The sequence below is a fragment of the Porphyromonas canoris genome, assembly GCF_000765975.1.
GTDB lineage: Bacteria > Bacteroidota > Bacteroidia > Bacteroidales > Porphyromonadaceae > Porphyromonas_A > Porphyromonas_A canoris.
In genome coordinates this window covers 41,585-64,736 of record NZ_JQZX01000007.1, presented here as the reverse complement: position 1 = coordinate 64,736, position 23,152 = coordinate 41,585, and the positions used below count along the sequence as shown (strand labels likewise).

The 23,152-nt window shown below is 45.1% G+C and carries 18 protein-coding genes, 1 tRNA gene and 1 CRISPR repeat array (1 of these 20 only partly in view); of the genes, 13 read left to right on the top strand and 6 right to left on the bottom strand.

Annotation, left to right across the window (positions count from 1 at the left end; all coding sequences use genetic code 11):
• The first annotated feature begins 14 nt into the window (after window positions 1-14).
• Window positions 15-368, top strand: coding sequence for an L-rhamnose mutarotase (locus tag HQ29_RS02760; protein WP_036867408.1), 354 nt, complete (start codon window positions 15-17; stop codon window positions 366-368).
• A gap of 6 nt (window positions 369-374) precedes the next feature.
• Window positions 375-1,664, top strand: coding sequence for an L-fucose:H+ symporter permease (gene fucP, locus HQ29_RS02755; protein ID WP_036867406.1), 1,290 nt, complete (start codon window positions 375-377; stop codon window positions 1,662-1,664).
• 698 nt (window positions 1,665-2,362) lie between these two features.
• On the opposite strand, the gene HQ29_RS02750 is transcribed toward fucP, so the two are convergent.
• Entirely contained in the window at window positions 2,363-4,039 is a 1,677-nt protein-coding gene (locus tag HQ29_RS02750; protein WP_036867405.1) for an AMP-binding protein, read from the bottom strand.
• A gap of 160 nt (window positions 4,040-4,199) precedes the next feature.
• On the opposite strand from HQ29_RS02750, the gene HQ29_RS02745 reads away from it, so the two are divergent.
• On the top strand, window positions 4,200-5,384 hold the full coding sequence (locus HQ29_RS02745) for a MalY/PatB family protein (RefSeq protein ID WP_036867404.1): 1,185 nt from the start codon (window positions 4,200-4,202) through the stop codon (window positions 5,382-5,384).
• Window positions 5,385-5,584: 200 nt separating this feature from the next.
• On the opposite strand, the gene HQ29_RS02740 is transcribed toward HQ29_RS02745, so the two are convergent.
• Window positions 5,585-5,659, bottom strand: a tRNA-Pro gene (locus HQ29_RS02740).
• A 232-nt stretch (window positions 5,660-5,891) separates the two neighbouring features.
• On the opposite strand from HQ29_RS02740, the gene HQ29_RS02735 reads away from it, so the two are divergent.
• Window positions 5,892-6,443: an HXXEE domain-containing protein gene (locus HQ29_RS02735; protein ID WP_036867402.1), complete on the top strand. Its 552-nt coding sequence runs from the start codon at window positions 5,892-5,894 to the stop codon at window positions 6,441-6,443.
• A gap of 96 nt (window positions 6,444-6,539) precedes the next feature.
• Here HQ29_RS02735 and HQ29_RS02730 read toward each other — a convergent pair whose 3' ends face one another.
• From HQ29_RS02730 to serS, 3 genes are read right to left on the bottom strand one after another with little or no spacing between them, the layout of a single operon-like run.
• Complete coding sequence (locus tag HQ29_RS02730; RefSeq protein WP_052079502.1) at window positions 6,540-7,133, bottom strand: HD domain-containing protein; 594 nt, start codon at window positions 7,131-7,133, stop codon at window positions 6,540-6,542.
• Between the two features lie 16 nt (window positions 7,134-7,149).
• Window positions 7,150-7,965 carry a DUF3108 domain-containing protein gene (locus tag HQ29_RS02725; protein ID WP_036867400.1) on the bottom strand — a complete coding sequence of 272 codons (816 nt, stop codon included), beginning with the start codon at window positions 7,963-7,965 and terminating at the stop codon, window positions 7,150-7,152.
• A 14-nt stretch (window positions 7,966-7,979) separates the two neighbouring features.
• Entirely contained in the window at window positions 7,980-9,278 is a 1,299-nt protein-coding gene (gene serS, locus HQ29_RS02720; protein WP_036867398.1) for a serine--tRNA ligase, read from the bottom strand.
• A gap of 634 nt (window positions 9,279-9,912) precedes the next feature.
• Between serS and HQ29_RS02715 the strand changes: the two genes are divergently transcribed.
• From HQ29_RS02715 to HQ29_RS02670, 9 genes are all read left to right on the top strand, one after another.
• Window positions 9,913-10,524 (top strand): hypothetical protein, encoded by a 612-nt coding sequence (locus tag HQ29_RS02715; RefSeq protein ID WP_052079501.1) that lies wholly within the window; start codon window positions 9,913-9,915, stop codon window positions 10,522-10,524.
• A 9-nt stretch (window positions 10,525-10,533) separates the two neighbouring features.
• On the top strand, window positions 10,534-11,469 hold the full coding sequence (locus HQ29_RS02710; protein WP_036867396.1) for a DUF2764 family protein: 936 nt from the start codon (window positions 10,534-10,536) through the stop codon (window positions 11,467-11,469).
• Between the two features lie 26 nt (window positions 11,470-11,495).
• Window positions 11,496-13,253 carry a V-type ATP synthase subunit A gene (locus tag HQ29_RS09820; protein ID WP_052089729.1) on the top strand — a complete coding sequence of 586 codons (1,758 nt, stop codon included), beginning with the start codon at window positions 11,496-11,498 and terminating at the stop codon, window positions 13,251-13,253.
• An 11-nt stretch (window positions 13,254-13,264) separates the two neighbouring features.
• Window positions 13,265-14,587, top strand: a complete 1,323-nt coding sequence (locus HQ29_RS02695) for a V-type ATP synthase subunit B (RefSeq protein ID WP_036864710.1) — start codon at window positions 13,265-13,267, stop codon at window positions 14,585-14,587.
• A gap of 6 nt (window positions 14,588-14,593) precedes the next feature.
• On the top strand, window positions 14,594-15,208 hold the full coding sequence (locus HQ29_RS02690; protein ID WP_036790385.1) for a V-type ATP synthase subunit D: 615 nt from the start codon (window positions 14,594-14,596) through the stop codon (window positions 15,206-15,208).
• Complete coding sequence (locus HQ29_RS02685; RefSeq protein ID WP_036867395.1) at window positions 15,205-17,052, top strand: V-type ATP synthase subunit I; 1,848 nt, start codon at window positions 15,205-15,207, stop codon at window positions 17,050-17,052. Before HQ29_RS02690 ends, HQ29_RS02685 begins: the two co-directional genes overlap by 4 nt.
• Before the next feature lie 72 nt (window positions 17,053-17,124).
• On the top strand, window positions 17,125-17,574 hold the full coding sequence (locus HQ29_RS02680; protein WP_036790391.1) for a hypothetical protein: 450 nt from the start codon (window positions 17,125-17,127) through the stop codon (window positions 17,572-17,574).
• Window positions 17,575-17,855: 281 nt separating this feature from the next.
• Entirely contained in the window at window positions 17,856-19,022 is a 1,167-nt protein-coding gene (locus HQ29_RS02675) for a hypothetical protein (protein ID WP_036867394.1), read from the top strand.
• 43 nt (window positions 19,023-19,065) lie between these two features.
• Window positions 19,066-20,727, top strand: a complete 1,662-nt coding sequence (locus tag HQ29_RS02670; protein ID WP_152566473.1) for a hypothetical protein — start codon at window positions 19,066-19,068, stop codon at window positions 20,725-20,727.
• A 751-nt stretch (window positions 20,728-21,478) separates the two neighbouring features.
• Here HQ29_RS02670 and HQ29_RS02665 read toward each other — a convergent pair.
• The gene (locus HQ29_RS02665) at window positions 21,479-22,147 is read right to left on the bottom strand and encodes a YceI family protein (protein ID WP_161781549.1); all 669 of its coding nucleotides are present in this window, start codon (window positions 22,145-22,147) and stop codon (window positions 21,479-21,481) included.
• Window positions 22,148-22,442: 295 nt separating this feature from the next.
• A CRISPR array of direct repeats spans window positions 22,443-23,152; the repeat unit is 30 nt; unit sequence GTTTTAATTCCACTAAGGTACGATTGATAG (it continues 245 nt past the right edge of the window).

Here is a 23,152-nt window from a genome sequence, read left to right as displayed (position 1 = left end):
ATCCCGAAACCACCATGAAGCATACCCGGAGATACGTACAGATATTAAACTTAAAGCCCGACCCCGACCTCATCCGCACCTATAAGCAGTGGCACACCAGGGGAAAGATATTCCCCGAAGTGGTGGAGGGGCTTAGAGCCATCGGGATAGAGGAGATGGAGATATACATAGCCGACAATCGGCTCGTGATGATAGTAGAAGCCGAAGAAGGATTCTGTTGGGACGAGGCTTTTGCCACGCTTGCCACCATGCCGAGACAGGAAGAGTGGGAGGCTCTGATGGGACAGTTCCAAGAGTGCAACCCCGGCAGCTCATCTGCCGAAAAGTGGAAAATGACGGAGCTATTCTTTAAGCTCTCCGAAATGTAAGCGGTCATGAAAGCAGGCTCTATCTTCCGAAAAGAGGGACAATCCTATTTCATCCCTTTTCTCATCGTTACTCTCTGCTTTGCCTTATGGGGATTTGCCAATGACCTTACCCACCCTATGGTGAAGGTCTTTTCCAATATCTTTTCCATCTCCACCCTGCATGGCTCGCTCATTCAGGTAGCTTTCTACATGGGCTATATGGTGGCGGCACTTCCGGCAGCCTTTTATATCCGCAAGCGGGACTTCGCTTCCGGCATACGGATGGGGCTTTGGATATATCTTCTCGGCGGACTTCTCTTCCTGCCTGCCGCCTTTTCGGAAAACTTCTATATCTTTTTACTTGCCTACTTTGTTCTCACCTGCGGACTCTCCTTTCTGGAAACCTCGTGCAATCCGTACATCCTTTTGTTGGGAGAGAGCCGTAGTGCGTCCCGAAGACTCAACCTCGCTCAGAGCTTCAATCCCGTAGGTTCGCTGACGGGAATGTTTGTGGCAATCTACTTTATTCAGGGCAGGCTGGCAGAAGTAAGCACTTCCACCGAGACCTTGACCCATCCGGAGCTGTGGATTGTAGTGAAGCCTTACCTGGGTGTTACCGTTGCCGTGCTGGTGATGCTGCTACTCTTTTATGTAGCCAAACTCCCTAAGATAGAGGGGCAAACAAGGAGCAGAGAGAGGGGTGAACCGCTCTTCAAACGCATCCGGACACTGCTATCCATCCCAAGTTACAGGAGAGGCGTTGTGGCTCAATTCTTCTACGTGGGAGCGCAGATAATGGTCTGGACCTACATCATTCACTATGGCAGCTTCTTCTTTATGGAAGAAGGTCTTACACGATCCGTGGCAGAGCAACGGGCGCAAGGCTACAACATCGCAGCAATGATCCTTTTCTGCCTGTTCCGGTTTGTCAATACCTCTCTGATGAAAAGGTATTCCGCCCCGGCTCTACTCCGTTTCTATGCGGCTCTTGCCATCCCTCTGCTCATCGGAGCAATGCTTCTGCCATTCCCATTCGGGCTGTTTGCGATCGTAGCCATATCGCCTTGTATGTCTCTGATGTACCCCACAATCTTCTCCGTCTCCATGGAAGAGGTGAATAGGGATAAAAGCTTAGCCGGAGCTCTTTTGGTGATGGCAATAGGGGGTGGTGCTTTAATCCCTCCACTCCAAGCCGCCATAATAGATCTCCAAAACAGCATCGGAGAGTGGGCTGTAAGGGTATCTTTTGTGGTGCCGGCGGTCTGCTTCATGGTGATCTTCGCTTTCGCCCATTCCCGCCTTAAAGTTCGGAGGTAAAACTGCTCGGAATATCGCTTCGGACAAAGCTCTGTTTTTATATATTTCATCCCGTCCGACCACTCCAAAATTTCCGCTCTCTATTTTGATCAGACCCCTTGCTTTCAGAGGGTGGACAGAGTGTTAAAATAGCCCCATTTCATTAACACTAATTTTGATACCTGTTAAGCCAAAATGCTAAACGAGCATATTCTTTCGGCTTAACGTGTTTAATTTTTCAATAAACACGTTTACCGATTTCATTGAACACGTTTACCGGATTCGATTAACGTGTTTAGAATTTTTACTTATAACGCTGAATATTAGCACATTACCCATTCCTCTCTATTTTTGGCTGTTTTCAGGCAGATTTCTGCATTGATTTTCATTAACAATCAAACCGCTCAAAAGGGCTGTTTTTTAACTATAATTTAGCCCCTCAATCCGTCCGGGAGGGAAAAATTTCTGAATTCGAGATATTCCATATAAGTCTGAAAACAAGAAGATTACAGCATCAATTCAAGATTTTCATCCGGAAATGGAGAAGAAAATGAGAGTGTCGAGTTCCGACCCTGATCACCCGTTTTTATATAAAAGCTCCCATCAAAAAAGAGCACCTAACACTCTTCACAGACCTGTTAGATGCTCTTGAAAAACAACATAGATTTGTTCATGTAAATTCGTAGAACGATCTACGAAAAAGAAAAGATTTTGACGGTTTATGGGTTAGTTAGTATATCTGTGTATAGAAATCGCTTGATGCTACGCTTCGGAGTCTTTTCAAACTCCTCGTCACGCAGTACAAAGCTTGCCACTTGCTCGTATGAAGCAAGCTGTTCGTTCAGATGAGCGATATTTTGCTTCATGATCTGCTCCAGCTGTTCGGTGGTAAGCTTTTCCTTTTGCACTCTTTCCACATCGGGATAGATAAGAGCGACAAGCTTTTGAGAGCTGTTCATCACGATCACCGTCTCGCCTACGTACTCCATCATGGTGAGTTTGGCTTCGATGCCTTCCGTGTATATGTTTTGTCCGCTCGGCCCCAAAAGCATCGTTTTACTCCGTCCTTTGATAAAGATATTCTTCTGTCTGTCCATGTATCCGAGGTCTCCCGTACGCAGCCAGCCGTCTGCCGTGAAAAGTTTTTCTGTCTCCTCCGCATTTTTGTAGTAGCCCTTGCACACATTCTCACCTCTTACCTGTATCTCTCCAATGCCTGTGGCAGAGTCCGGTTCAAATATACGCACCTCCATAATCTCCTTCAACGGCTTGCCGCAAGAGTTTGCCACGTACTTCTGGTGATGTTCGTAAGAGATAAGAGGAGCGCACTCCGTCATGCCGTATCCTACCGTGAATGGAAACTTAGCCTTTTTCAAGAAATCAACGACCTCTTCGTTCAAGGCCGCTCCCCCTACTATAAACTCGCGGAAATTGCCTCCCATGTTTTCAAACAACGTGTCTCGAATTTTCTTGTAAACGACAGAAGACAACAGCGGAGTCTTGATAAGAAATTTTGCTGCTCCCTTACTGATCTTCGGCGTGATAACGTTCTTGTATATCTTTTCAAGGATTAGCGGAACGCTGATAATAAGATGAGGCTTCACCTCTTTCAGGGCTTTAACCAAGATGGATGGCGTTGGAGTCGTACCGAGAACATAGATGTGAGTACCGCATTGCATGGGTGTAAGAAAGTTGAAAGCACAGCTGTAAGCATGAGCCATAGGCAAAAAGCAGAGCACTCTCTCTTGCTCGAACATCAGCTTAAGGTAGTTGGCATACGTTACATTGCCCGCAAGATTGTTTGCAGTAAGGATCACCCCTTTGCTGTAACCCGTTGTGCCGGAAGTATAGTTGATCAACATCACCTCATCGTTGCTGATGTGCGGATACGCTATATCTTCTTTTGTGAAGTCGTTGGGGTATTTCTCCCGAAAAAGAGCCTCGACATCAAGAGAGACCAGACTCTTATTGATGGAAAACTGCTCCAATGGTTTCAAGCTGTCTATATCTATAACGACACTGACTGCCCCCATTCGGGACGGCTCCATAACCTTGTAGTGAGACTGCGAAACGAATACCACTCTGGAGTCTGAGTGCTCGATGATATGCAGAATATCATTCGCATGAAAGTCTTGAAGGATAGGCACTATGATCGCACCGTAGGTAATCACTCCGAGATATACCATACACCACTCCGCCGAGTCTTTTCCGATCAGTGAGATCTTATCTCCTTTCTGAACGCCTGCCTCCTTTAACAACAGATGTACTTTAGCTATGGTCTTGGCGACATTCGCATAAGTATATGTGGTGGCATTATTATAGTTGGTTATCGCAGGAAGATTCCAGTATTTTTTGAAGCTATTCTCGTATAGCTCTATAAAGTTCTGCTGAATCATGATTCAATATTGCACATTTTGTGTTGTTTGGTGCAAATATAGATGTTTTTTTATATTCTTCCAAAGAGAGAAGGGGTTACGAGGGGCGGTAATTGGAAAAGCGAGGGAGTTATTGTATCTTTACTTTCCCAAAAAATCTTACTATTCAATATTCCAAACAATGAAAACCTACGATATAGATGCAGACATCTGCCGCAAAAACAGCGGATGTACAAAATATGATGCTATTGCACCATTCATTCCGAAAGGGCATGAAGTGATCCCTCTATGGATTGCGGACATGGACTTTGCCACTCCTCCTTTTGTACTGGATGCTATAAGGAAAAGGCTGGAACACCCTGTCCTCGGCTACTCTATCCCGACAGATGAGTATAAAAATGCGGTCATCAACTGGATGAAAAACCAATACAACATGGAGGTATCGCCTGAAGAGTTTTGCTATACTCCGGGTATTGTGTCAGGGATATACAAGCTATTGCAGTTCTTGACAGATAAAACGGACGGCGTGCTTATCTGTCCGCCTGTTTATCCTCCCTTTTCGGCAGTCATCCGAAATGCAGAACGCACTCTCGTGGAAGCACCTTTGAAGCTTGAGAACAACAGATTTGAGGTAGATTTTGACTTGTTGGATGAAAAGTTGAAATCTGCCAAAGTGATGATCTGGTGCCATCCGCACAATCCGGGAGGCCGTGTCTGGAGTCAGGAAGAGTGCGCCAAGGTCGTCAAGCTATGCCGTAAGCATAATGTCATGATCATCTGCGATGAAATCCATGCAGACCTTACATTTACCCCGAAAAAACATCAACCGATGGTTCTTTCCTGCCCGGAAGCTGCCCAATGCGTTATTACCCTGCAAGCTCCATCCAAGGCATTCAACATGCCGGGCGTTGTTGGCTCTCAGCTTATAGTGCTTGAACCTGAGCTGAGACAACGTCTGTTCCCTTATCTTGAGAATAGCGGTCTTCAGATCGGAAACTCTTGTGCTTTTCCGGCAATCGCTTCCGCCTATAACAATGGTAAGGAGTGGCTTGATGACACACTACGCTATATACAAGACAATATCGCCTACGTCCGTGAGTTTTTATCCTCTCAACTCCCAATGCTTGAGATGATCGAACCGGAGGCTTCATTCCTGATCTTTATCAACTTTAAGGCACTAAACCTTTCGGACGAGGAGCTTAACCGTTTTCTTCTTGAAGATGCTGGCGTGATGCTCAACCCCGGTATCACTTTCGGGACAGGCGGTGAGGGCTGGATGCGACTCAATATAGGCACAACAAGAAAGAGATTGAAGCAAGCCATGGAGCAGATAAAAAGAGCTGTGGATAAGCTCCTCTCCAAGTAATCAAAGCTCTTTCCTTCCTCATTTTAAGCAAAAAGGTAATCCGAAGTAGTGCGAACACTGCTTCGGATTACCTTTTTGCTTCTGTATCAATAGCCGTTAGCTGACACGGCTATTGCAAATATTCTTAAGTCTACGCCTTACAGATTTGCATACAAACAAAGCATCGAAGAGTAGCAGATACTATCTTCGATGCTTTTATGTCGGGGTGACTGGATTCGAACCAGCGACCACACGCCCCCCAGACGTGTACTCTAACCGGGCTGAGCTACACCCCGCACTCGATTGCCGGACAAAGGTAACAACTTTTCCTTAATTCGGCAACACATTACCCCCACTCTGTCGAAGAGAAAGAAGAATATACTCCCTCTTACGGCACTTTTATACCTTTCAAGATACAGCCTCAAATATAAAATATAAAAGCTAACTTTACACGACAAACACCATCAAAACAAGAGAGACAGAGCTAATAGCCAAGACTATTAAGCCTCCATAAACTGCGAAAAAAATATGTTCACTCAACTCCAACTACTCATGGCACTGCTTCCCATAATCTTTATGATTCACGACTTTGAGGAAATAATTCTATTCAGATCATGGATAGATAAGAATAGAGAGGTGTTAAAGCAACATTTCAACAAACCTTACCGCTATCTCCATTCACGTGGTTACACAGAGCTTTCCACTTCAACCTTTGCCGTGGGTGTCTTTCACGAGTTTCTATTTCTCTCTTGCACGACATTCTTTGGGCTGTATTTCAATCTTCCCGAACTCTGGTTTATCGGATTTATGGCATATTTCATCCATATCCTTATCCACATAGCCCAATGGATTATCTACCGACGATATATTCCGTTGGTCACTACTTCCCTACTCACTCTTCCATACTGCATCTATACATTTATCATATTTTCAGATAGCAACTTTCTCTCTGTGCAAGAACTCATTATCTACTCTGTCATAGGATTCGTTGGAATGATTTTGAGCATTCCTTCTGCCTATTTTTTCATGTCAAAGTTTTCACGTTGGGAGAAAAGATTTATACAAGAACAGAAGAAATAAAAATAATATCCCGAAAGATAAGCCTCAACACTTTATCTTTCGGGATATTATCTATCTCTTTCGAGAAGATAGAAGTTCATCTTACCGGCAGCAGTCTCACACCTCTACCGCCTCGGCAGAAGTTCCGGTATCGAACAACATCTTATACCAAGCCTTAAATCTTATCACATCATCCTCACCAAAGCGAGAAAGTCCACGCAAAATCTGTTCGTACGACTTCTCTTCCGTCGGCTCGGTTTTAGAGAAAAACTTATCCGCCACACAGATAATAATCTCCTCCAGACTCTGAGGAACATAAACCCTATCCACAGGAAAGTCCCAGCCTCGTTGCAGGATGGTGTGATGATATAAACCTGTTCCCGTATGTCTTTCCGCCACCAGCGCATGAGCTTCCAAGCCTGCGGCTCTAAGGCGTTCCGCCCCGACCAGTCCGTGATAAATATAAGGTCTCTCCCCGTAACAGCCTATCTTGGGAGCGTGACAGGCATCCACGCCAATGTCGTGCAGCCATGCGGCTTCTTCTATGAACTCCAAGTTGAGATCCCAATGCGGATGAAGCCCGGCTATTTCCAGAGCTTTCTGTGCCACTCTATACGAATGTTCCACAAGGATCTGCCGGCAAAGCGTCTCTTCCGGATAGTACTGCTCAAATATCGGAGCTACGACAAGGGGCATTTGGATCGGATTCATATCTATCGGGATAAAGTTACAGATGAGGATGTTTCTGCAATATACAATGCGCCGCACCCAGCTTCAGCTTAGCTTTTACCATGAGCGGTATTCGGTACTTATCTTCCGAAATCCACAGCTCGACGTTATCATTCTTTCCGGTGAACGCTTCATCGTTGATGCTGAGCACCATCTTTATCGCAGGCACTTTAGGAGACCACGGCATGGAGATCACTTCTCGGCTCACCACCACGACCCTACATGGAACAAGGTCTTTACCTATCGGGACATAAAAGTTGTAGCCTTTGAACTTTCCCGAAACGCCATCGGGCAGAGGAATATCCTCCGAACGAATAAATCCGAAAGCCGCAACCATATCGAGAGCCATCCGCTCTTTGGGCACGCTGAAGAGTGTGTCCACCTTCATTTCGGAGAGTGTATATCTCTTGCTGCGAATGGATGTGAAGCGAGGCGAATAGTCGTACTGAATCTCATCTATCAGATAGTAGCCGTTTTCCCTCACCCTTTTCTCCCAGCGAAGAGGTTGATAGTTGGAGTTATAAAGCGTGGAGAGCGTATCTTTCATAGGGAAGACCGAGTATATCATGCCCGTAGTCTGAAAGTGCAGTTCCCGGAACCACTGCTTGCCTCCACCCAGTTCTCTTGTAGAAACAGAGGCAAGACCGGCACGTCCGTTTATAATCCCCCACTTGAATCTCACTTCATACTCCAAGCGTTCTCCCTTATAAAATCCGTAGTACTCCGCACCTTTCTTCCCTTGCGCCAATGCGAAAGAAGAGGTAAAAAGGAGAAAAAACAGCAGTATAAAGCGTTGTGATAGTTTTGTTGTCATTCAAATCCGTTTAGTTAAAATGGAGACGGCTCTTTCGGCAATGGAATAATATCGAAGCCGGTGTACGGAACCAGAGCTTTTGGAATGCGAATACCTTCCGGAGTCTGGTTGTTCTCCAACAATGCTGCCACGATGCGTGGCAGAGCCAGTGCGCTACCATTGAGTGTATGTGCCACTTGCACCTTGCCTTCGGTGTCTCTGTACCGGCACTTGAGTCTGTTTGCCTGGAAGCTCTCAAAGTTCGATACCGAACTCACCTCCAACCAACGCTCCTGTGCTGCGGAAAAGACCTCAAAGTCATAAGTAAGAGCAGATGTAAAGCTCATGTCTCCGCCACACAGACGAAGGATTCGCCAAGGCAATTCGAGCTTATCCACCAAAGACTGAACATAGTCCACCATCTCTTGAAGAGAGGTATAAGAGTGTTCCGGTTTATCTACCCGAACGATCTCCACCTTGTCAAACTGATGCAGTCTGTTGAGTCCGCGCACATCTTTTCCATAGCTACCGGCTTCTCTGCGGAAGCATGCCGAATAGGCTGTAAGGCATACGGGCAGACTCTTTTCTTCCAAGATAACATCTCTGAAGATGTTCGTAACCGGAACTTCCGCGGTAGGGATAAGGTAGAGATTGTCTGTTTGGGCATGGTACATCTGTCCCTCTTTGTCGGGCAACTGACCTGTCCCGTAAGCAGAATCTTCATTCACCACATAAGGAGGCATTACCTCCAAATATCCTGCCTCTCTTGCGCTGTCGAGGAAGAAAGATATAAGAGCCCTTTGCAGCCTTGCGCCATATCCTTTATAGAGAGGAAATCCTGCACCGGTAATCTTTACGCCCACCTCGAAGTCTATCAAGTCGTAGTTCTTCACCACTTCCCAGTGAGGCAGCTTGCACTCATCCGTAAGATGGGGCATGCATCCGCCCTCCTTCACGCATACGTTGTCTTCTGCCTTTGTACCTTCCGGGACGATGTCCGCAGGCAAGTTCGGGATTTGGACTATCAGGTTCTGAATCCGGTCTTCCAGCTCTTTCTTCCTGCTTTCCATCTGCTTGCTGCCCTCTTTTAGAGAAGCGATCTGTGCTTTGGCTGCTTCCGCCTCATCTCGCTTACCCTCTTTCATGAGCAAGCCTATGGATTTTGAGATCCTGTTTTGTTCGGCAAGATTTTCGTCCAATTGGCGTTGAGAGTTGCGTCGGTCGTTGTCCAGACCCAAAAGTTCGTCTATAATCTGCTCTCCCTTAAAGCCTTTAACGGCAAGTCTTCGGATAGCTTCTTCTCTGTTTTCGTGAAGATATTTTATGGATAACATCTCTATATTTTTATTTTATTATGCCTGTGTGATGTGTGTGCAAGGGCAATTGTAACAAGGCAAAGGTAATAAATTTTAATGGAGTCTGTGGCGAAATCTCCATAAACGAAAGAGAATCCCGAAATTAACCCTTATAAAAAAGGTCTTAAACACGTTTATTTCTCACTCTTAACAGGTTCAAAAATGAGTTTCAAGCCTTGAATACCGGGAACCGGCGCTTGAGTCCTGTAAATCAAGGCTTGAATGCCACGAACCAAAGCCCGATTTCAACCATTGAACGTGAACAATATAATTTCTGAACATATTCAGCACAACTTCCGAACAGATTCAGCCCGATTTTCTATCACTTCACTCCTTTTCATTTCCTCTTTTCGCACACCGGGACAAAACGACATAAAGAGACCTTCCAAAGTAACAAACGGCTCTATCCTAAGAGTTTGAAAATAAAAAAAGCAGGCAAGAAGGAGCGGAAAAAGAACGAATAACAGGAAAAACAGATGTTAAAATCCTCTTGTGAGACAGGCTCTTTAAGGTTTTTCAAAATAGCGAATAAAATATTTTTACTTTCAAGAAGAAAAAGCTAAATTTGCGCCTTAGGGAAAACCAAACATTACGAACTATTACATATCCGTTTATGACTTCTATAGACAATAAAGTTCAATCTTTGGCTGATAAGATTTACGCCGATGGTGTAGAGAAAGCGAAGAAAGAAGCAGAAGAGATTCTGAACAGCGCACAAGCTCAAAAAGAGAAAATCCTAAAACAGGCAAAAGAAGAGGCTGATGCTATACTGCAACAGGCACAACAAGATGCCGTGAAGGAGAAAGAGACAGCAACAGCCGAGATAGTGATGGCTGCAAGACGTGCGATAGACTCTCTTAAAAGCGAAATGGCAGGTATCCTCAACGACTCTGCCATATCTGCCGGAGTGGCTGCCGCTGCCGGAACACCGGATAAGATATACAACCTCATAGTGGAAATGGTGAAAGCATGGAGCGCGAAAGGCAACATGGAAATATCCACAGCCGATGCGGATGCGTTGCAAGCCTACTTTGCTTCTCATGCACAAGAGACTCTGAACAAGGGCGTAAGCATCAAGAGCATCAACGGTAAACCACACTCATTCGAACTAAAGCCGGAAGGACAAGGCTACAAAATGGTCATCGGACAAGAGGAACTTGAAGCGTACTTCCGAGAATTCTTCAGACCGAGACTCCGTGCCATACTTTTCCCGGAAAAAGCATAGGACTGCGAGATGGCGCATTACTATACATTAGGTGCGGAGCTACCCGGACTTAAACAGGAACAAACCTCTCTTTCCTACTCTTCGCTTGAGTTGTGGGAAGGGATGATGCGTCCTCAGTTTTCCAAAAGAGACATTCGGCAGATGGAGCTGCTCTTTCTGCAGGAGGACAACAAGACTCTCATCAAGCTGCTCAAAGGGCTTCCCACAGAGATCCCGACCGTGCCGGTTACCCTCGGAGAAGATACGCTCAGGACGCTGATCCGTGCCGTTGAGGAGCGCAGAGACGAGGAGAACGATGAACCGACTCCGATACCAGAAAATGTACCGGCATACATGGTTCGGTTTGTCGAAGAGTATCTGGAGGGCAAGTTTGAACAGAATGGAGCCAAAGGGTTTGCGGAAGATTTTCTTGCCGTGGCATACTACGACCATATCCGCAAGAAGGCAATAGGATTTGTAAAGAAGTGGGTGGATCTGAACGCCCGTATAGCAAATATCATGGCGGCATCCACTGCCAAGAAGTTCGGATTGGATATTTCGTCTTATCTGGTCGGAGCATCTCCTTTGACAGAGATACTCCGCCTCTCTTCCTGGACAGATCTGCAGTTTTTACCCGGAAGCGACACGCTTCAAGAGATCATAAAAGTAGCGGAAGAGAGCAATCTGTACACGAGAGAACGCCACTTGGACACGATCCGCTGGCGGTTCCTCGATGAGGTTGTATTCTCCGACACATTCTCCATAGAGGCTATGATGGTCTATTTTCTCAAGACCCGAATCATAGAACGATGGACTACACTGGACAAAGAACAGGGAGAAATGGCATTCCGCACCCTGATAAGTTCGCTCAACAGCGATGGCAAACAGAAGCTTGCAAACTTTGTGGAGAGCACAAAAAACAAGTCGAAAGGTGTTGCCGATAATCAACAAACAGAAAAAGTATAAATACCTACACGATAGAACATATTCGCATGAAAACAACCGGGATAGTAAGAGGCATTGTGTCTAACCTCGTAACGATAGAGGTGGATGGACCGGTGGCTCAAAATGAGATCTGCTATATCTCAGTGCGGGGAACCGAACTGATGAGCGAGGTTATCAAGATCATTGGAAAGAACGCCTATGTTCAGGTCTTCGACAGTACACGCGGTATGAGAGTCGGAGATAAGGCTCGCTTCGAGCAACATATGCTTGAAGTGCAACTCGGCCCCGGGCTTCTCTCCAAAAATTTTGACGGTTTGCAGAATGACTTGGACAAGATGGAGGGTGTCTTTCTAAAGAGAGGCGATTATACTCCACCGTTGGAAATAGATTCCAAATGGGAGTTTACCCCCATTGCCAAAGCAGGTGATGAGGTTGAGGCAGCATCTTGGCTCGGAGAAGTGGACGAGAGCTACAAGAGCCATAAAATAATGGTGCCTTTCGTGTTTAAGGGTATCTACACCGTGAAGAGCATCGCTCCTGCCGGAACTTATGCACTTACGGATACTATTGCCGTGCTTGAAGACAAAGACGGTAACGAGCATAAGGTAACGATGGTACAACGCTGGCCCGTGAAGCTGCCCGTACCGGGATACAAGAACAAACCAAGACCATACAAGCTCCTTGAAACGGGTGTGCGTATCATAGATACCTTCAACCCGATGGTGGAAGGGGGCACAGGCTTTATCCCCGGTCCTTTCGGTACAGGTAAGACCGTACTTCAACACGCCATCTCGAAGCAGGCAGAAGCGGATATAGTGGTGATAGCGGCTTGTGGTGAGCGTGCCAATGAGGTGGTGGAGATCTTCAAAGAGTTTCCCGAACTGGTGGACCCTCACACAGGAAGAAAGCTTATGGAGCGTACCATCATCATAGCCAACACATCCAACATGCCGGTAGCGGCTCGTGAGGCATCCGTATATACAGCGATGACTATCTCGGAATATTACCGGGCGATGGGGCTTAAAGTGCTTCTGATGGCAGACTCTACTTCTCGTTGGGCACAGGCTCTTCGTGAAATGTCTAACCGTTTGGAAGAGCTTCCGGGACCGGACGCATTCCCAATGGACCTTTCTGCCATCATTGCCAACTTCTACTCTCGTGCAGGTTATGTGGAGCTGAAGAATGGCGAGAGCGGTTCCGTTACATTCATCGGAACGGTATCTCCTGCCGGAGGTAACCTGAAAGAGCCTGTAACGGAAAATACCAAGAAGGTGGCTCGATGCTTCTATGCTCTCGAACAAGACCGTGCGGATAAGAAGAGATACCCGGCTGTGAATCCGATAGACTCCTACTCCAAATATCTGGAATACCCTGAATTTGAAGAGTATATCTCCGCTATAACAGGAAAAGAGTGGCTCAAAATGGTACATGAATGCCGTACCAGAATGCAACGTGGTAAGGAGATAGCCGAACAGATAAACATTCTCGGAGACGATGGTGTGCCGGTTGAGTATCACGATATATTCTGGAAGTCCGAACTCATAGACTTTGTTCTGCTCCAACAGGATGCTTTCGACTCGATAGACTGTATCACTCCTCTGCAAAGACAGAAATATATGTTGGAGATCGTGGTAAACATTTGTAGAGGGGAATACGACTTTGAAGACTTCAACGATGTATCGGCATTCTTCAAAAAGCTCATCAATATGCTCAAGCAGATGAACTACGCAAAGTTCCAAGATGAGAGCTTTAAGAAGTATGAGGTAGAACTACAGAGTGTTATCAATGACAAGACTCTTAAATAAGATTCAAGACGATGGCGAATAAAGCATTCCAGAAAATATATACAGAGGTTACGAAGATAACCAAAGCAACCTGCTCCATTAAGGCACAGGATGTAGGGTATGACGAGCTGGCAACAATAGATGGAAAGTTGGCTCAAGTAGTGAAGATACAAGACGATGAGGTTACTCTTCAGGTCTTCCGTGGTACAGAAGATATTCGTACCAATGCGGAAGTGGTTTTCCTCGGAAACTCTCCATCGCTCAAAGTGGGTCCGTCTCTTGCCGGACGTTTCCTTAATGCCTATGGCGAACCAATAGATGATGGTCCGCAGCTTGAAGGTAAACAGGTGGAGATCGGAGGCCCTTCGGTAAACCCTGTTCGCCGGCAACAGCCATCCGAACTGATAGCTACGGGTATCGCCGGTATCGACCTTAACAATACCCTGGTAACAGGGCAAAAGATTCCGTTCTTTGCAGACCCTGACCAACCTTTTAACCAAGTGATGGCTACGGTAGCACTTCGTGCGGAAAGTGATCTCATTATTCTTGGAGGAATGGGTATGACGAATGACGACTACCTGTACTTCAAAAACACTTTCACTAATGCAGGTGCACTGGATCGTATTATCTCTTTTATCAATACGACAGAAGACCCTTCGGTCGAGCGTGTACTTATTCCGGACATGGCTCTTACGGCAGCAGAGTATTTTGCAGTAGAGGAGCACAAGAAAGTGTTGGTACTGCTAACGGACATGACAAACTATGCCGATGCTCTTGCAATCGTATCCAACAAGATGGACCAAATTCCTTCCAAAGATGCGATGCCGGGTTCTCTCTATTCGGATTTGGCTAAGATCTACGAAAAGGCAGTACAGTTCCCTGACGGAGGATCCATCACCATCATTGCGGTTACAACGCTATCGGGAGGAGATATTACGCATGCCGTTCCCGACAACACTGGTTACATCACCGAGGGACAGCTCTATCTCCGTAGGGACACTCAGGTAGGAAAGGTTATCGTAGACCCATTCCGGAGTCTTTCTCGCCTAAAACAGCTTGTAATCGGAAAGAAAACACGAGAAGATCATCCTCAGGTGATGAACGCCGCTGTACGTCTATACTCCGATGCTTCCAATGCACAGACCAAGTTGGAAAACGGTTTTGACCTTACCGAGTATGACTCTCGAACGCTCGACTTTGCCAAGGATTACTCTCGCCACTTGTTGGCGATAGACGTCAACTTGAACAATACCCAAATGTTGGATACTACTTGGGGTCTCTTCTCTCAATACTTCAAACCGGAAGAGGTAAACATCCGTCAAGATTTGGTAGATAAGTATTGGCCCTCAAAGTAAGAGATAATGGCTATTAAATTCCAATACAATAAGACCTCACTACAACAGCAGGAGAAGCAACTCAAAGTGCGTGTGCGAGCTCTTCCTACAATAAAAAGCAAGGAGAGTGCACTGCGTATGGAAGTGAAGCGAACCAAGGACGAAGTAGAGAGACTTGAGAATGAGTTGGAAATGCGTCTCGGAACGTATGACAACATGAAGGCTCTTTGGAATGAACTGGACCCTTCACTCTTGGAAGTAAAAGATGTGAAGATGGCGACAAGAAAGATTGCAGGTGTGGTCATTCCATTGCTATCGGATGTCGAGTTCAATGTAAAACCATTTAGCCTTGCTGCTCATCCTGCATGGTTTATGGAGGGTCTCTCTCTGGTCAAGGAGCTTGCAACAGTGGGGATACAGGCAGAATTTGAACGCATGAAGATGAATCTGCTCGAACATGCCAGAAAGAAAACGACTCAAAAAGTAAATCTCTTTGAGAAGGTACAGATTCCGGGCTATCAAGATGCCATAAGGAAGATCAAAAGGTATCTGGAAGACGAAGAATCTTTGGCTAAGGCAGCACAAAAAATCATGCGGGCAAACTTAGAACGTAAAGCAGAAGAGGAGGTGAAAGCAGTATGATAGTACCTATGAGTAAATACTCTTTCCTCATCTACAGGAAAGAACACGAAGCGTTTCTGGAACGGCTGAAATCACTCGGAGTGGTTCATATCCGCCAGAATCGGAATACAGATGAGATAGAAAATATCAAGTCTCTTTTGGGAAAGAAAAAGGAGATTGCAACCATTCTTACCCAGTTGGAGATCATCCGGAAAGCTGAAGCCAAAGATGAACAGCAAGCCCGGCATTCCGATTTTGTCGTGCCACAAAGTGGTGAAGAGTATGTCGCCACATTTCTGGAGACTCAAAAGCAGATCAAACAGCTTTCTCAAAAGATTGCGGCAAACAAGGAGACCATATCTTCTCTCTCTGTCTGGGGAGATTTTGATCCAAGCATCGTAGAAAAATTCAGAAAGGACGGTCTTCAGCTTCAATTCTGGACAGTGCCGGCAAATGCCTATAACGAACAGTGGGAAGAGCTGTTTGGAGCAGTGTTTATAGGGGATTCTCAAAGGCTCTTTTACTTTGTAACGCTTTCGCCACAAGAGCTTACTACAAAGGATCTTCCCGAAAGCAGTCTGTTGGAAGTACCGAGCAGAAGCATCTCGGATATTGAAGCAGAAAATGAAACACTCTCGGTCAGATTAAAAGAGGAACAACTTAAACTCTCGGCATTAGCACAACACAAAGAGATTGCTGAAGCATATCAACTCTCTCTCGAAGAGACTTATCGGATGGATGATGCCCGTCTTCAAGGTGTATCTCTCTTTGATGATCAGCTGGTCGTACTCGAAGGCTGGTTGCCTCAAAAGAAGGCAGAGGCAATGGAGAGTGCTCTGGATAAAGAGGGTTATGCCTTTGCAGAAATAGAAATAAAGGAAGGAGAAAGAGTACCCATCAAGCTTAAGAACAACTTCTTTGCAAGGGCATTTGAGCCGATCATCAAGATGCACTCATTCCCCAACTACTTCGAGCTTGATCCCACTCCGTTTGTAGCACCATTCTTCATGCTGTTCTTTGCAATGTGTTTTGGGGATGGAGGTTATGGCATAATCCTGCTTCTTGCAGCCACACTAATGAAAAGAAAGTCTTCTCCGGACAAGCAGGCAATGATGACTATGCTGCAATATCTTGGAGGAGCAACCATTATAGTGTCGTTCTTCATGGGAACATTCTTTGGCGTGCAGTATGTCAATATTCCATTCTTAGCTCCTTTCAAAGCCTTCTTCCTATCGCAAGATAATATCATGATCATTGCTATTGCTTTGGGATTGGTACAGATCATCTTTGCGAAAGTCATAAAGGCGGTAAAAACGACCAAGCAAAAAGGACTCAAATATTCCGTATCGCAGTTTGCATGGGCATTTCTGATACTCACCGGAGTACTCTTTTTCTCTCTTCCGTTGCTGAAGATAGAGCTTCCTCAGTGGGTAACTTATGCCGTATATGGACTCCTCGCACTCTTCGGAATATTCATTGTCTTCTTCAACTCTCCCGGTAAAAATCCGCTCATCAATGTCGGTAGTGCAGTTTGGACGGCTTACAATACAGCTTCCGGGCTATTAGGAGACACTCTATCCTATATCCGTCTATTTGCGATCGGACTTGCCGGAGGTATTCTCGGTGGTGTGTTCAACGATCTTGCCATGCAGGTTACCGGGGGACTACCTATATATATTAAATGGTTGCCAATGCTTATTATATTGGCTCTCGGTCATGCCATCAACTTTGGCTTATGTCTCATCGGAGCATTCGTACACCCGATACGTCTCATCTTCGTAGAGTACTTTAATAACTCCGATTATGAGGGAGGAGGAGTCGAGTACAAGCCTCTTCAAAAGCTGAATACGGAAGAAGTACAGTAAGAAATCTTCTTGTACAAACAGATATTACAGATAAAAACAAAATAATAAACACTTAAATAAAACGATTATCTCATGGAAATGAATTTGATGTTAGGATGGCTCGGTATAGCCTTCATGGTAATCCTCTCCGGTATTGGAAGTAGCGTCGGTATTACAATCGCAGGTAATGCAGTGGTAGGAGCGATGAAAAAAGATCCTACAAAGATGGCTTCATACATTACACTATCGGCCCTTCCATCGTCTCAAGGTATCTACGGTTTCTTGGCATTCTTCTTTGCAAAAGGATTCCTTACAGAAGCTATCACCTCTGTACAAGCATGGGCTATCCTTGCCACAGGGCTTGCTCTTGGTGTAGTGGCTCTCTTCTCTGCTATCAGACAAGCGCAAGTGTGTGCTAACGGTATTGCAGGATTGGCTTCCGGACACGATGTTATGGTATCCAGCCTTGTTATGGCAGTATTCCCGGAGCTTTACGCGATCTTGGCTCTGCTCGTTGCTATCTTGACTTACTTTGCTTTCTAATAGATCAAGCAGGAAGAGCCGATTGTTGGCAATTCCGAAATAAAAACCTAAAAACACTCTCGAAAAGAGGCAAGTACTTTTTCGGGAGTGTTTTTTGTTGCTTCACTCTTTTCATTAAAATAATACCTTACCTTGTCTAAAGCAGGTTAAAATAGATGGAATCAAGGGTTTCTCGGAAATAATCACTATATTTCGTGCGGAAAAGAGGCACAAAACAGCCCACTTATCCACCAAAAAGAAACAAGATAATCAATAAACAATACATAAAAACAGTAACAACCATGAAGACGAAATTTTTACTTGTTGCCCTGTTGGCAGCCTTTTTGGGTAGCTCGGTTGCTGTTGCCCAGTATGAAGATGACGCCTATCTGACTCCTTCCCAAGTGAAAAAGCTCAAGGAAAGAGAAGAAAAGGAACATCTTGAGTACCTCAAAAGACAAGCAGAAAAGAGGAAAAAGCTGGAAGAAGAGCGAGCAGCAAGGCTGTTGCAACTCAAGAAAGAAGAGAATTACGAGAGCGATCTCATAGACTATTACAACAGAAGAGGAAAGGGATGGGAAGGCATTTCATCCGAAGAGATGGAAGCCAACCTCGATAGACTCGAAGGGGAAAAACGTCCGAGAACAAATGGAAAATACTCCAAGAGAATCAAAAGATTCCATTCGGACAACACGGTAGTGCTAAGCGATGCCGATGTTTATATCGTGGACGATGTCCGTTACAACCCATGGACAGACAGCTACTACGGCTACGACGACTACAACAATGTCTCCATAAACATCTCCTTCGGTTACAGACCATGGAGAGACTGGGGATATCCTTATCCATATTACAGATATTACGGATACTACTATCCTTGGTACGACTCCTATTGGGACTTCTGGGGCTATCCGAGACACCATTATTGGGGTTGGGGTGGTCCGTATTACGGCTACGACTATTGGGGTGGCTATTACTACCGCCCATATCGTCCGCACTACTTCTACGATTATAGCTACGGATACGACTACTATGGATACGGAGGCTACTACTCTACTCCTAAAATGCACTCCTATACCGGACGTTCCGGCTATGGCAGTAACAATAATATAAGAGGCAGATACAGCTCCGATGGTTCTTCCTTAGGTTCACGTTATGGTCAGGATTATGGTCGCACGCTCGACAGGTATCGCAGCGGCAATGATCCTAACTACAACAGTGGCAGAGGAGGAGTGTATCGCAACAGTGGACGTTCGGGAGCAACAGACTATAACCGTGGCAGCAACTACGGAAGCTATGAAAACCGATCAAGATCCTCTTACGACTACTACAACAGAAGCGGTTCGTCCTCATCGTCGTCCAACTCATCTTCTGTACGCAGTAGCAGTTCAGGTTCATCCAACTCTTCTTCCGGAGGCGGAAATCACAACTCCGGCAGCGGTTCGGGAGGCGGACGCGGCAGAAGATAAAGCGTCTTGATCTTATAGTCTTTCACAACAAAGAGAAACACTGATGAAAAGAATAGTATCATATAGTATCAAAGGAATGCTGGGATTGGGGCTTGTCTTATGCTCCTTCTCAGGCTTGCAGGCACAGAATGAGCGGGATGCTCAAAACCTTACAGAGCGTGCTCTCAATGGTACAGCCCGATCCATGGGTATGGGTGGAGCTGTCGGAGCATTGGGAGCAGACCCTTCTGCCATACGGATCAATCCCGCTGGTGTAAACCTCTACACCTCACACATCATACACGGAACATTCGGATTTGGCAATCTCAACACTGCTACCGAGTGGGGTATGAATACCAAGACCGGTATCTCTACCACTCACAGGCCGAGAGCGTTAAACAACTTTACATTTGTGCTACCCTCGACCAGATTGGGTCGTGGTGTGAATCTCTCATTCTCTTACAACAGAGACAAAGAGTTCGGACGCGCTTATCGCATGGAAGCAGACGGTATGCCGGTCTCCATTGCAGACTATGCGGCGAGAATGGCATACAAGATACCTCCTGCTGCCATTCAGGATACCAAGAAAAACAATCCTTATAACTCCGGCTACGAATGGCTTCCGATCTTTGCCGAGAATGCAGGTCTCATAGAACACGTAGATGGTACAGACCGTTATCGCAGTACGTTCATCTACGAGAATCTGAGCTCTGCTCCCGACCACTCCACGCTTAAAGTTCAGGAGAGAGGCGCGGATAAGTCTTTCGACTTCTCTCTTGGGTTCTCTTCCGGAGAGTATCTGCACTTCGGAGCAACGCTCAGACTGCACAGCATCAACTACAATAAGAAAACCTACTATGGCGAGGCATTCGATAGTAATAAGTTTTATACGGACAATTACAGCGACTACAAAGGAGCTGCCTCTAACGACTATCTCGAAATCAGCAATCACCTCAACACCTCCGGTCAAGGCGTCAGTGCCACTTTCGGAGCACTTGTAAGTCTTGGTGATTTCGGTCGTATCGGTGTCTCTTATCTTACTCCGCAGGTCTTGGCACTCAAGGATGAGTATATCGCAGAAGCCAGAAGTTTCAACTGGAGATACGACAAAGATAAAGGCCCGTTCAGCTATAGCACTCCGAAAGACTACTACACCCAATACTCTCTGATCAGACCCGGCGTTATCACAGCCAGTGCCATGATTTACTTGGGAGGTTATGGAGTTGTAACGTATGACTTTGACTATTCCAATGCAGGCTCGACCAGACTGAAGTTTGACAATGGTGTCGAAAACAGCAACAACCAATACATCAAAGAGTATTATGGAGCAGTAACAAGCCATAGATTCGGTTTGGAACTTAAACCTACACGTCAGTTTTCTATTCGAGGAGGAGCAGCCATCTACTCCAACCCGATTAAAGATCTCGATGTACTGGGTGAAGACGAAAACGGACTCAAAGAAGATGTCGGAACATCCGGAACAATGTCCGATTTTATCCTGACCAAAGGAAAAAATCAGTACTACACACTCGGTATCGGCTACGCATTCAAGAATGGTTTCTCTCTGGACTTGGCGTATGTAAACAACACTCGCTCGGCTAAAGCATATCCGTTCACCTCATCTTCCTACAAGGCAGACAACAACGTTTATGTCTTCCCATCCAAGGGGGGTAATATGAAACAGATGTCTCACCAAATATTGTTAGGCGTCACTTACAGATATTGATCGAAAAAAGACTCGTATAACCAATGGGAAAGCTCATCTTTGGGGATATTCTACTTAAAGATGAGCTTTTTTCATGTGCACTTTTATATAAAAACAGAAGGCTGTTTTTTCCTCTTCCAAGACTCTCTTCTTCCTCTTGAATTTACTCTCTCAAAATCTTGAGTAGACCATATCACTCTGGAAAACAGGGTAATACACAGAATCTCGAAAATGAGTTCCAATCGCCTTCCGATCGCTTTCAAGGGCTGTTTTGAGCCAATATTCGTTAAAAACAAATACCTTAATCGTAAATATTCCCTAATGATAAAATCATATAAAATCCCGTTCAAAAACCGTTAAAACAGCTATTTCTCTGATAATCAACACTTCAAGAAAAATTCTAAATACGTTTAAGCAATCCATTAAAAGTATTCAGAGGAATCAATAAACGTGTTTAATGAAAACAGTAAACGTATTCAGAAAAAATCTGAATACGTTTAGTTGAAAAACCGAATCTGTTCAGCTTTTTTCCTATCCCTGAAAGCAAATAAGTGTAAATAAAACAAGCCGATTTAACATTTCGGTTCTGCTCTAAAAACAACAGCTTCGACCCAAATAGAAACAGGGGAAATCCGGGCTGATAAATGGGATGGAATATATAAAAATAAAGAGTCCGACCCGGCAGGAAGCAGAAACGAGGAGAGTGTCCAAAAATCTTAAACACTCTCCTCGCTATTTCTTTTCTCCTCACTAAAAGTGGTTACCGCAAAGTCTATCTTGCTTCTATCTCCAGAACAACCTCGAAATGGTCATCAATAAAGTTATCTTTCAGATCCTTGAAGATGTTTTTGGAAGCATAGTTAATCCCCCACTTTGTACGATCCAATACGATGGTTTCGCTCATGGCTTCATATTCGCCCTCACCTCCTTTGGTTACGGTTACACGGAAAGAGACATTCAGCGTCTCCCCTTTCAGGGTCAGATTACCGGACAACATCTGAGCTTTAGAGCCTTCGATAGGCTCACTGCCGGTAACTTCAAAGAGACCTTCCGGAAACTCTTTCACGTTAAAAAAGTCCTCACTCTTCAGATGCGTCTCCAGTTTGACCTTATCCGGAGAGTTATCATCCAAGTCGTCCACCTCTATGCTATTCATATCGAGCACAATCTTACCGCCAAGTACCAAAAGAGTCTTAGGGTCTATCCGGATCTCTCCACTCGCTATCTTCACCTCCCCCCAGTGCTTACCGGTCGGTTTATAGCCGGTCCACTTGACATCGCTGCCATCCGCATCTATCGCCAGGCTCTTTACCGAGGAAGCCATATCCGACATAGCCTCCACAGGCACCGCTTCGGAAGTCCTGCTCGCCTGCCTGTTTCCGGAGCAGGAAAGCAATCCGAACAGAAAGATTGCCACAAAAAATATCTGTCTTAACTTCATACTATTCCCATTTTTAGAGATACCGATACCACTGTCAAATATGGTCATACAAAAGTACAAAAATACTCTCTTCACAGCTCTAAAAGATTAAACATCTTGATGTTGGGATGAAAACACCGATAAAAGCAGCCTTGCAAACACGATCAAAGGGATTCAAGGAAAAATTTGGAGCTGTTGAGGGTATAGTCAAGAATAATTAAAGCAATCATACAGACATTACCCTCTCTCCATTTCAATACTGTATGGTACAATTGATATTGTCATGGAGCTTTGCAAGTTTACAGATTTAGATTGAGTTTTAATTCTACCAAGGTACGATTGATAGAGCAAGAAGAACTTTTGCAACGAACGCATATCTCGCGTTTTAATTCCTCTAAGGTACGATTGATAGTAACATTTCCTCAAAGTTGTTCTGTAAAAGACGATAGTTTTAATTCCACTAAGGTACGATTGATAGGGTCAGCGTTTTCGTCGAAAGATACGGCACTCAATCGTTTTAATTCCACTAAGGTACGATTGATAGTCCGCCTTATGTTAACAGCGATTGCGGACACTACGAGTTTTAATTCCACTAAGGTACGATTGATAGAGCCCTATTTCGGTCAACGTGATGCAGCTGATCGCGTTTTAATTCCACTAAGGTACGATTGATAGAAAGCGTCCGAATACGCTCTCTATCGTCTTCGCCTGGTTTTAATTCCACTAAGGTACGATTGATAGCGTCTTTAAGATAAGAGATGTCCACGAAGTGGTTTCGTTTTAATTCCACTAAGGTACGATTGATAGCTATGCCGATCGATGTGCCGGCTCACATTCAAGTTGGTTTTAATTCCACTAAGGTACGATTGATAGTAGTGAAACTTCTGTCTGCAATGTGCTTTGTTGAGAAGTTTTAATTCCACTAAGGTACGATTGATAGCATCTTGACGCCGTAGAAGAGATTGGAGCAAATGCGTTGTTTTAATTCCACTAAGGTACGATTGATAGAACCGTGAAAGTAGAACC

Coding starts and splice junctions, on each gene's coding strand:
- HQ29_RS02760 (WP_036867408.1), top strand. CDS start 15: ATGAAGCATACCCGGAGATACGTACAGATATTAAACTTAAAGCCCGAC.
- fucP (WP_036867406.1), top strand. CDS start 375: ATGAAAGCAGGCTCTATCTTCCGAAAAGAGGGACAATCCTATTTCATC.
- HQ29_RS02750 (WP_036867405.1), bottom strand. CDS start 4,039: ATGATTCAGCAGAACTTTATAGAGCTATACGAGAATAGCTTCAAAAAA.
- HQ29_RS02745 (WP_036867404.1), top strand. CDS start 4,200: ATGAAAACCTACGATATAGATGCAGACATCTGCCGCAAAAACAGCGGA.
- HQ29_RS02735 (WP_036867402.1), top strand. CDS start 5,892: ATGTTCACTCAACTCCAACTACTCATGGCACTGCTTCCCATAATCTTT.
- HQ29_RS02730 (WP_052079502.1), bottom strand. CDS start 7,133: ATGAATCCGATCCAAATGCCCCTTGTCGTAGCTCCGATATTTGAGCAG.
- HQ29_RS02725 (WP_036867400.1), bottom strand. CDS start 7,965: ATGACAACAAAACTATCACAACGCTTTATACTGCTGTTTTTTCTCCTT.
- serS (WP_036867398.1), bottom strand. CDS start 9,278: ATGTTATCCATAAAATATCTTCACGAAAACAGAGAAGAAGCTATCCGA.
- HQ29_RS02715 (WP_052079501.1), top strand. CDS start 9,913: ATGACTTCTATAGACAATAAAGTTCAATCTTTGGCTGATAAGATTTAC.
- HQ29_RS02710 (WP_036867396.1), top strand. CDS start 10,534: ATGGCGCATTACTATACATTAGGTGCGGAGCTACCCGGACTTAAACAG.
- HQ29_RS09820 (WP_052089729.1), top strand. CDS start 11,496: ATGAAAACAACCGGGATAGTAAGAGGCATTGTGTCTAACCTCGTAACG.
- HQ29_RS02695 (WP_036864710.1), top strand. CDS start 13,265: ATGGCGAATAAAGCATTCCAGAAAATATATACAGAGGTTACGAAGATA.
- HQ29_RS02690 (WP_036790385.1), top strand. CDS start 14,594: ATGGCTATTAAATTCCAATACAATAAGACCTCACTACAACAGCAGGAG.
- HQ29_RS02685 (WP_036867395.1), top strand. CDS start 15,205: ATGATAGTACCTATGAGTAAATACTCTTTCCTCATCTACAGGAAAGAA.
- HQ29_RS02680 (WP_036790391.1), top strand. CDS start 17,125: ATGGAAATGAATTTGATGTTAGGATGGCTCGGTATAGCCTTCATGGTA.
- HQ29_RS02675 (WP_036867394.1), top strand. CDS start 17,856: ATGAAGACGAAATTTTTACTTGTTGCCCTGTTGGCAGCCTTTTTGGGT.
- HQ29_RS02670 (WP_152566473.1), top strand. CDS start 19,066: ATGAAAAGAATAGTATCATATAGTATCAAAGGAATGCTGGGATTGGGG.
- HQ29_RS02665 (WP_161781549.1), bottom strand. CDS start 22,147: ATGAAGTTAAGACAGATATTTTTTGTGGCAATCTTTCTGTTCGGATTG.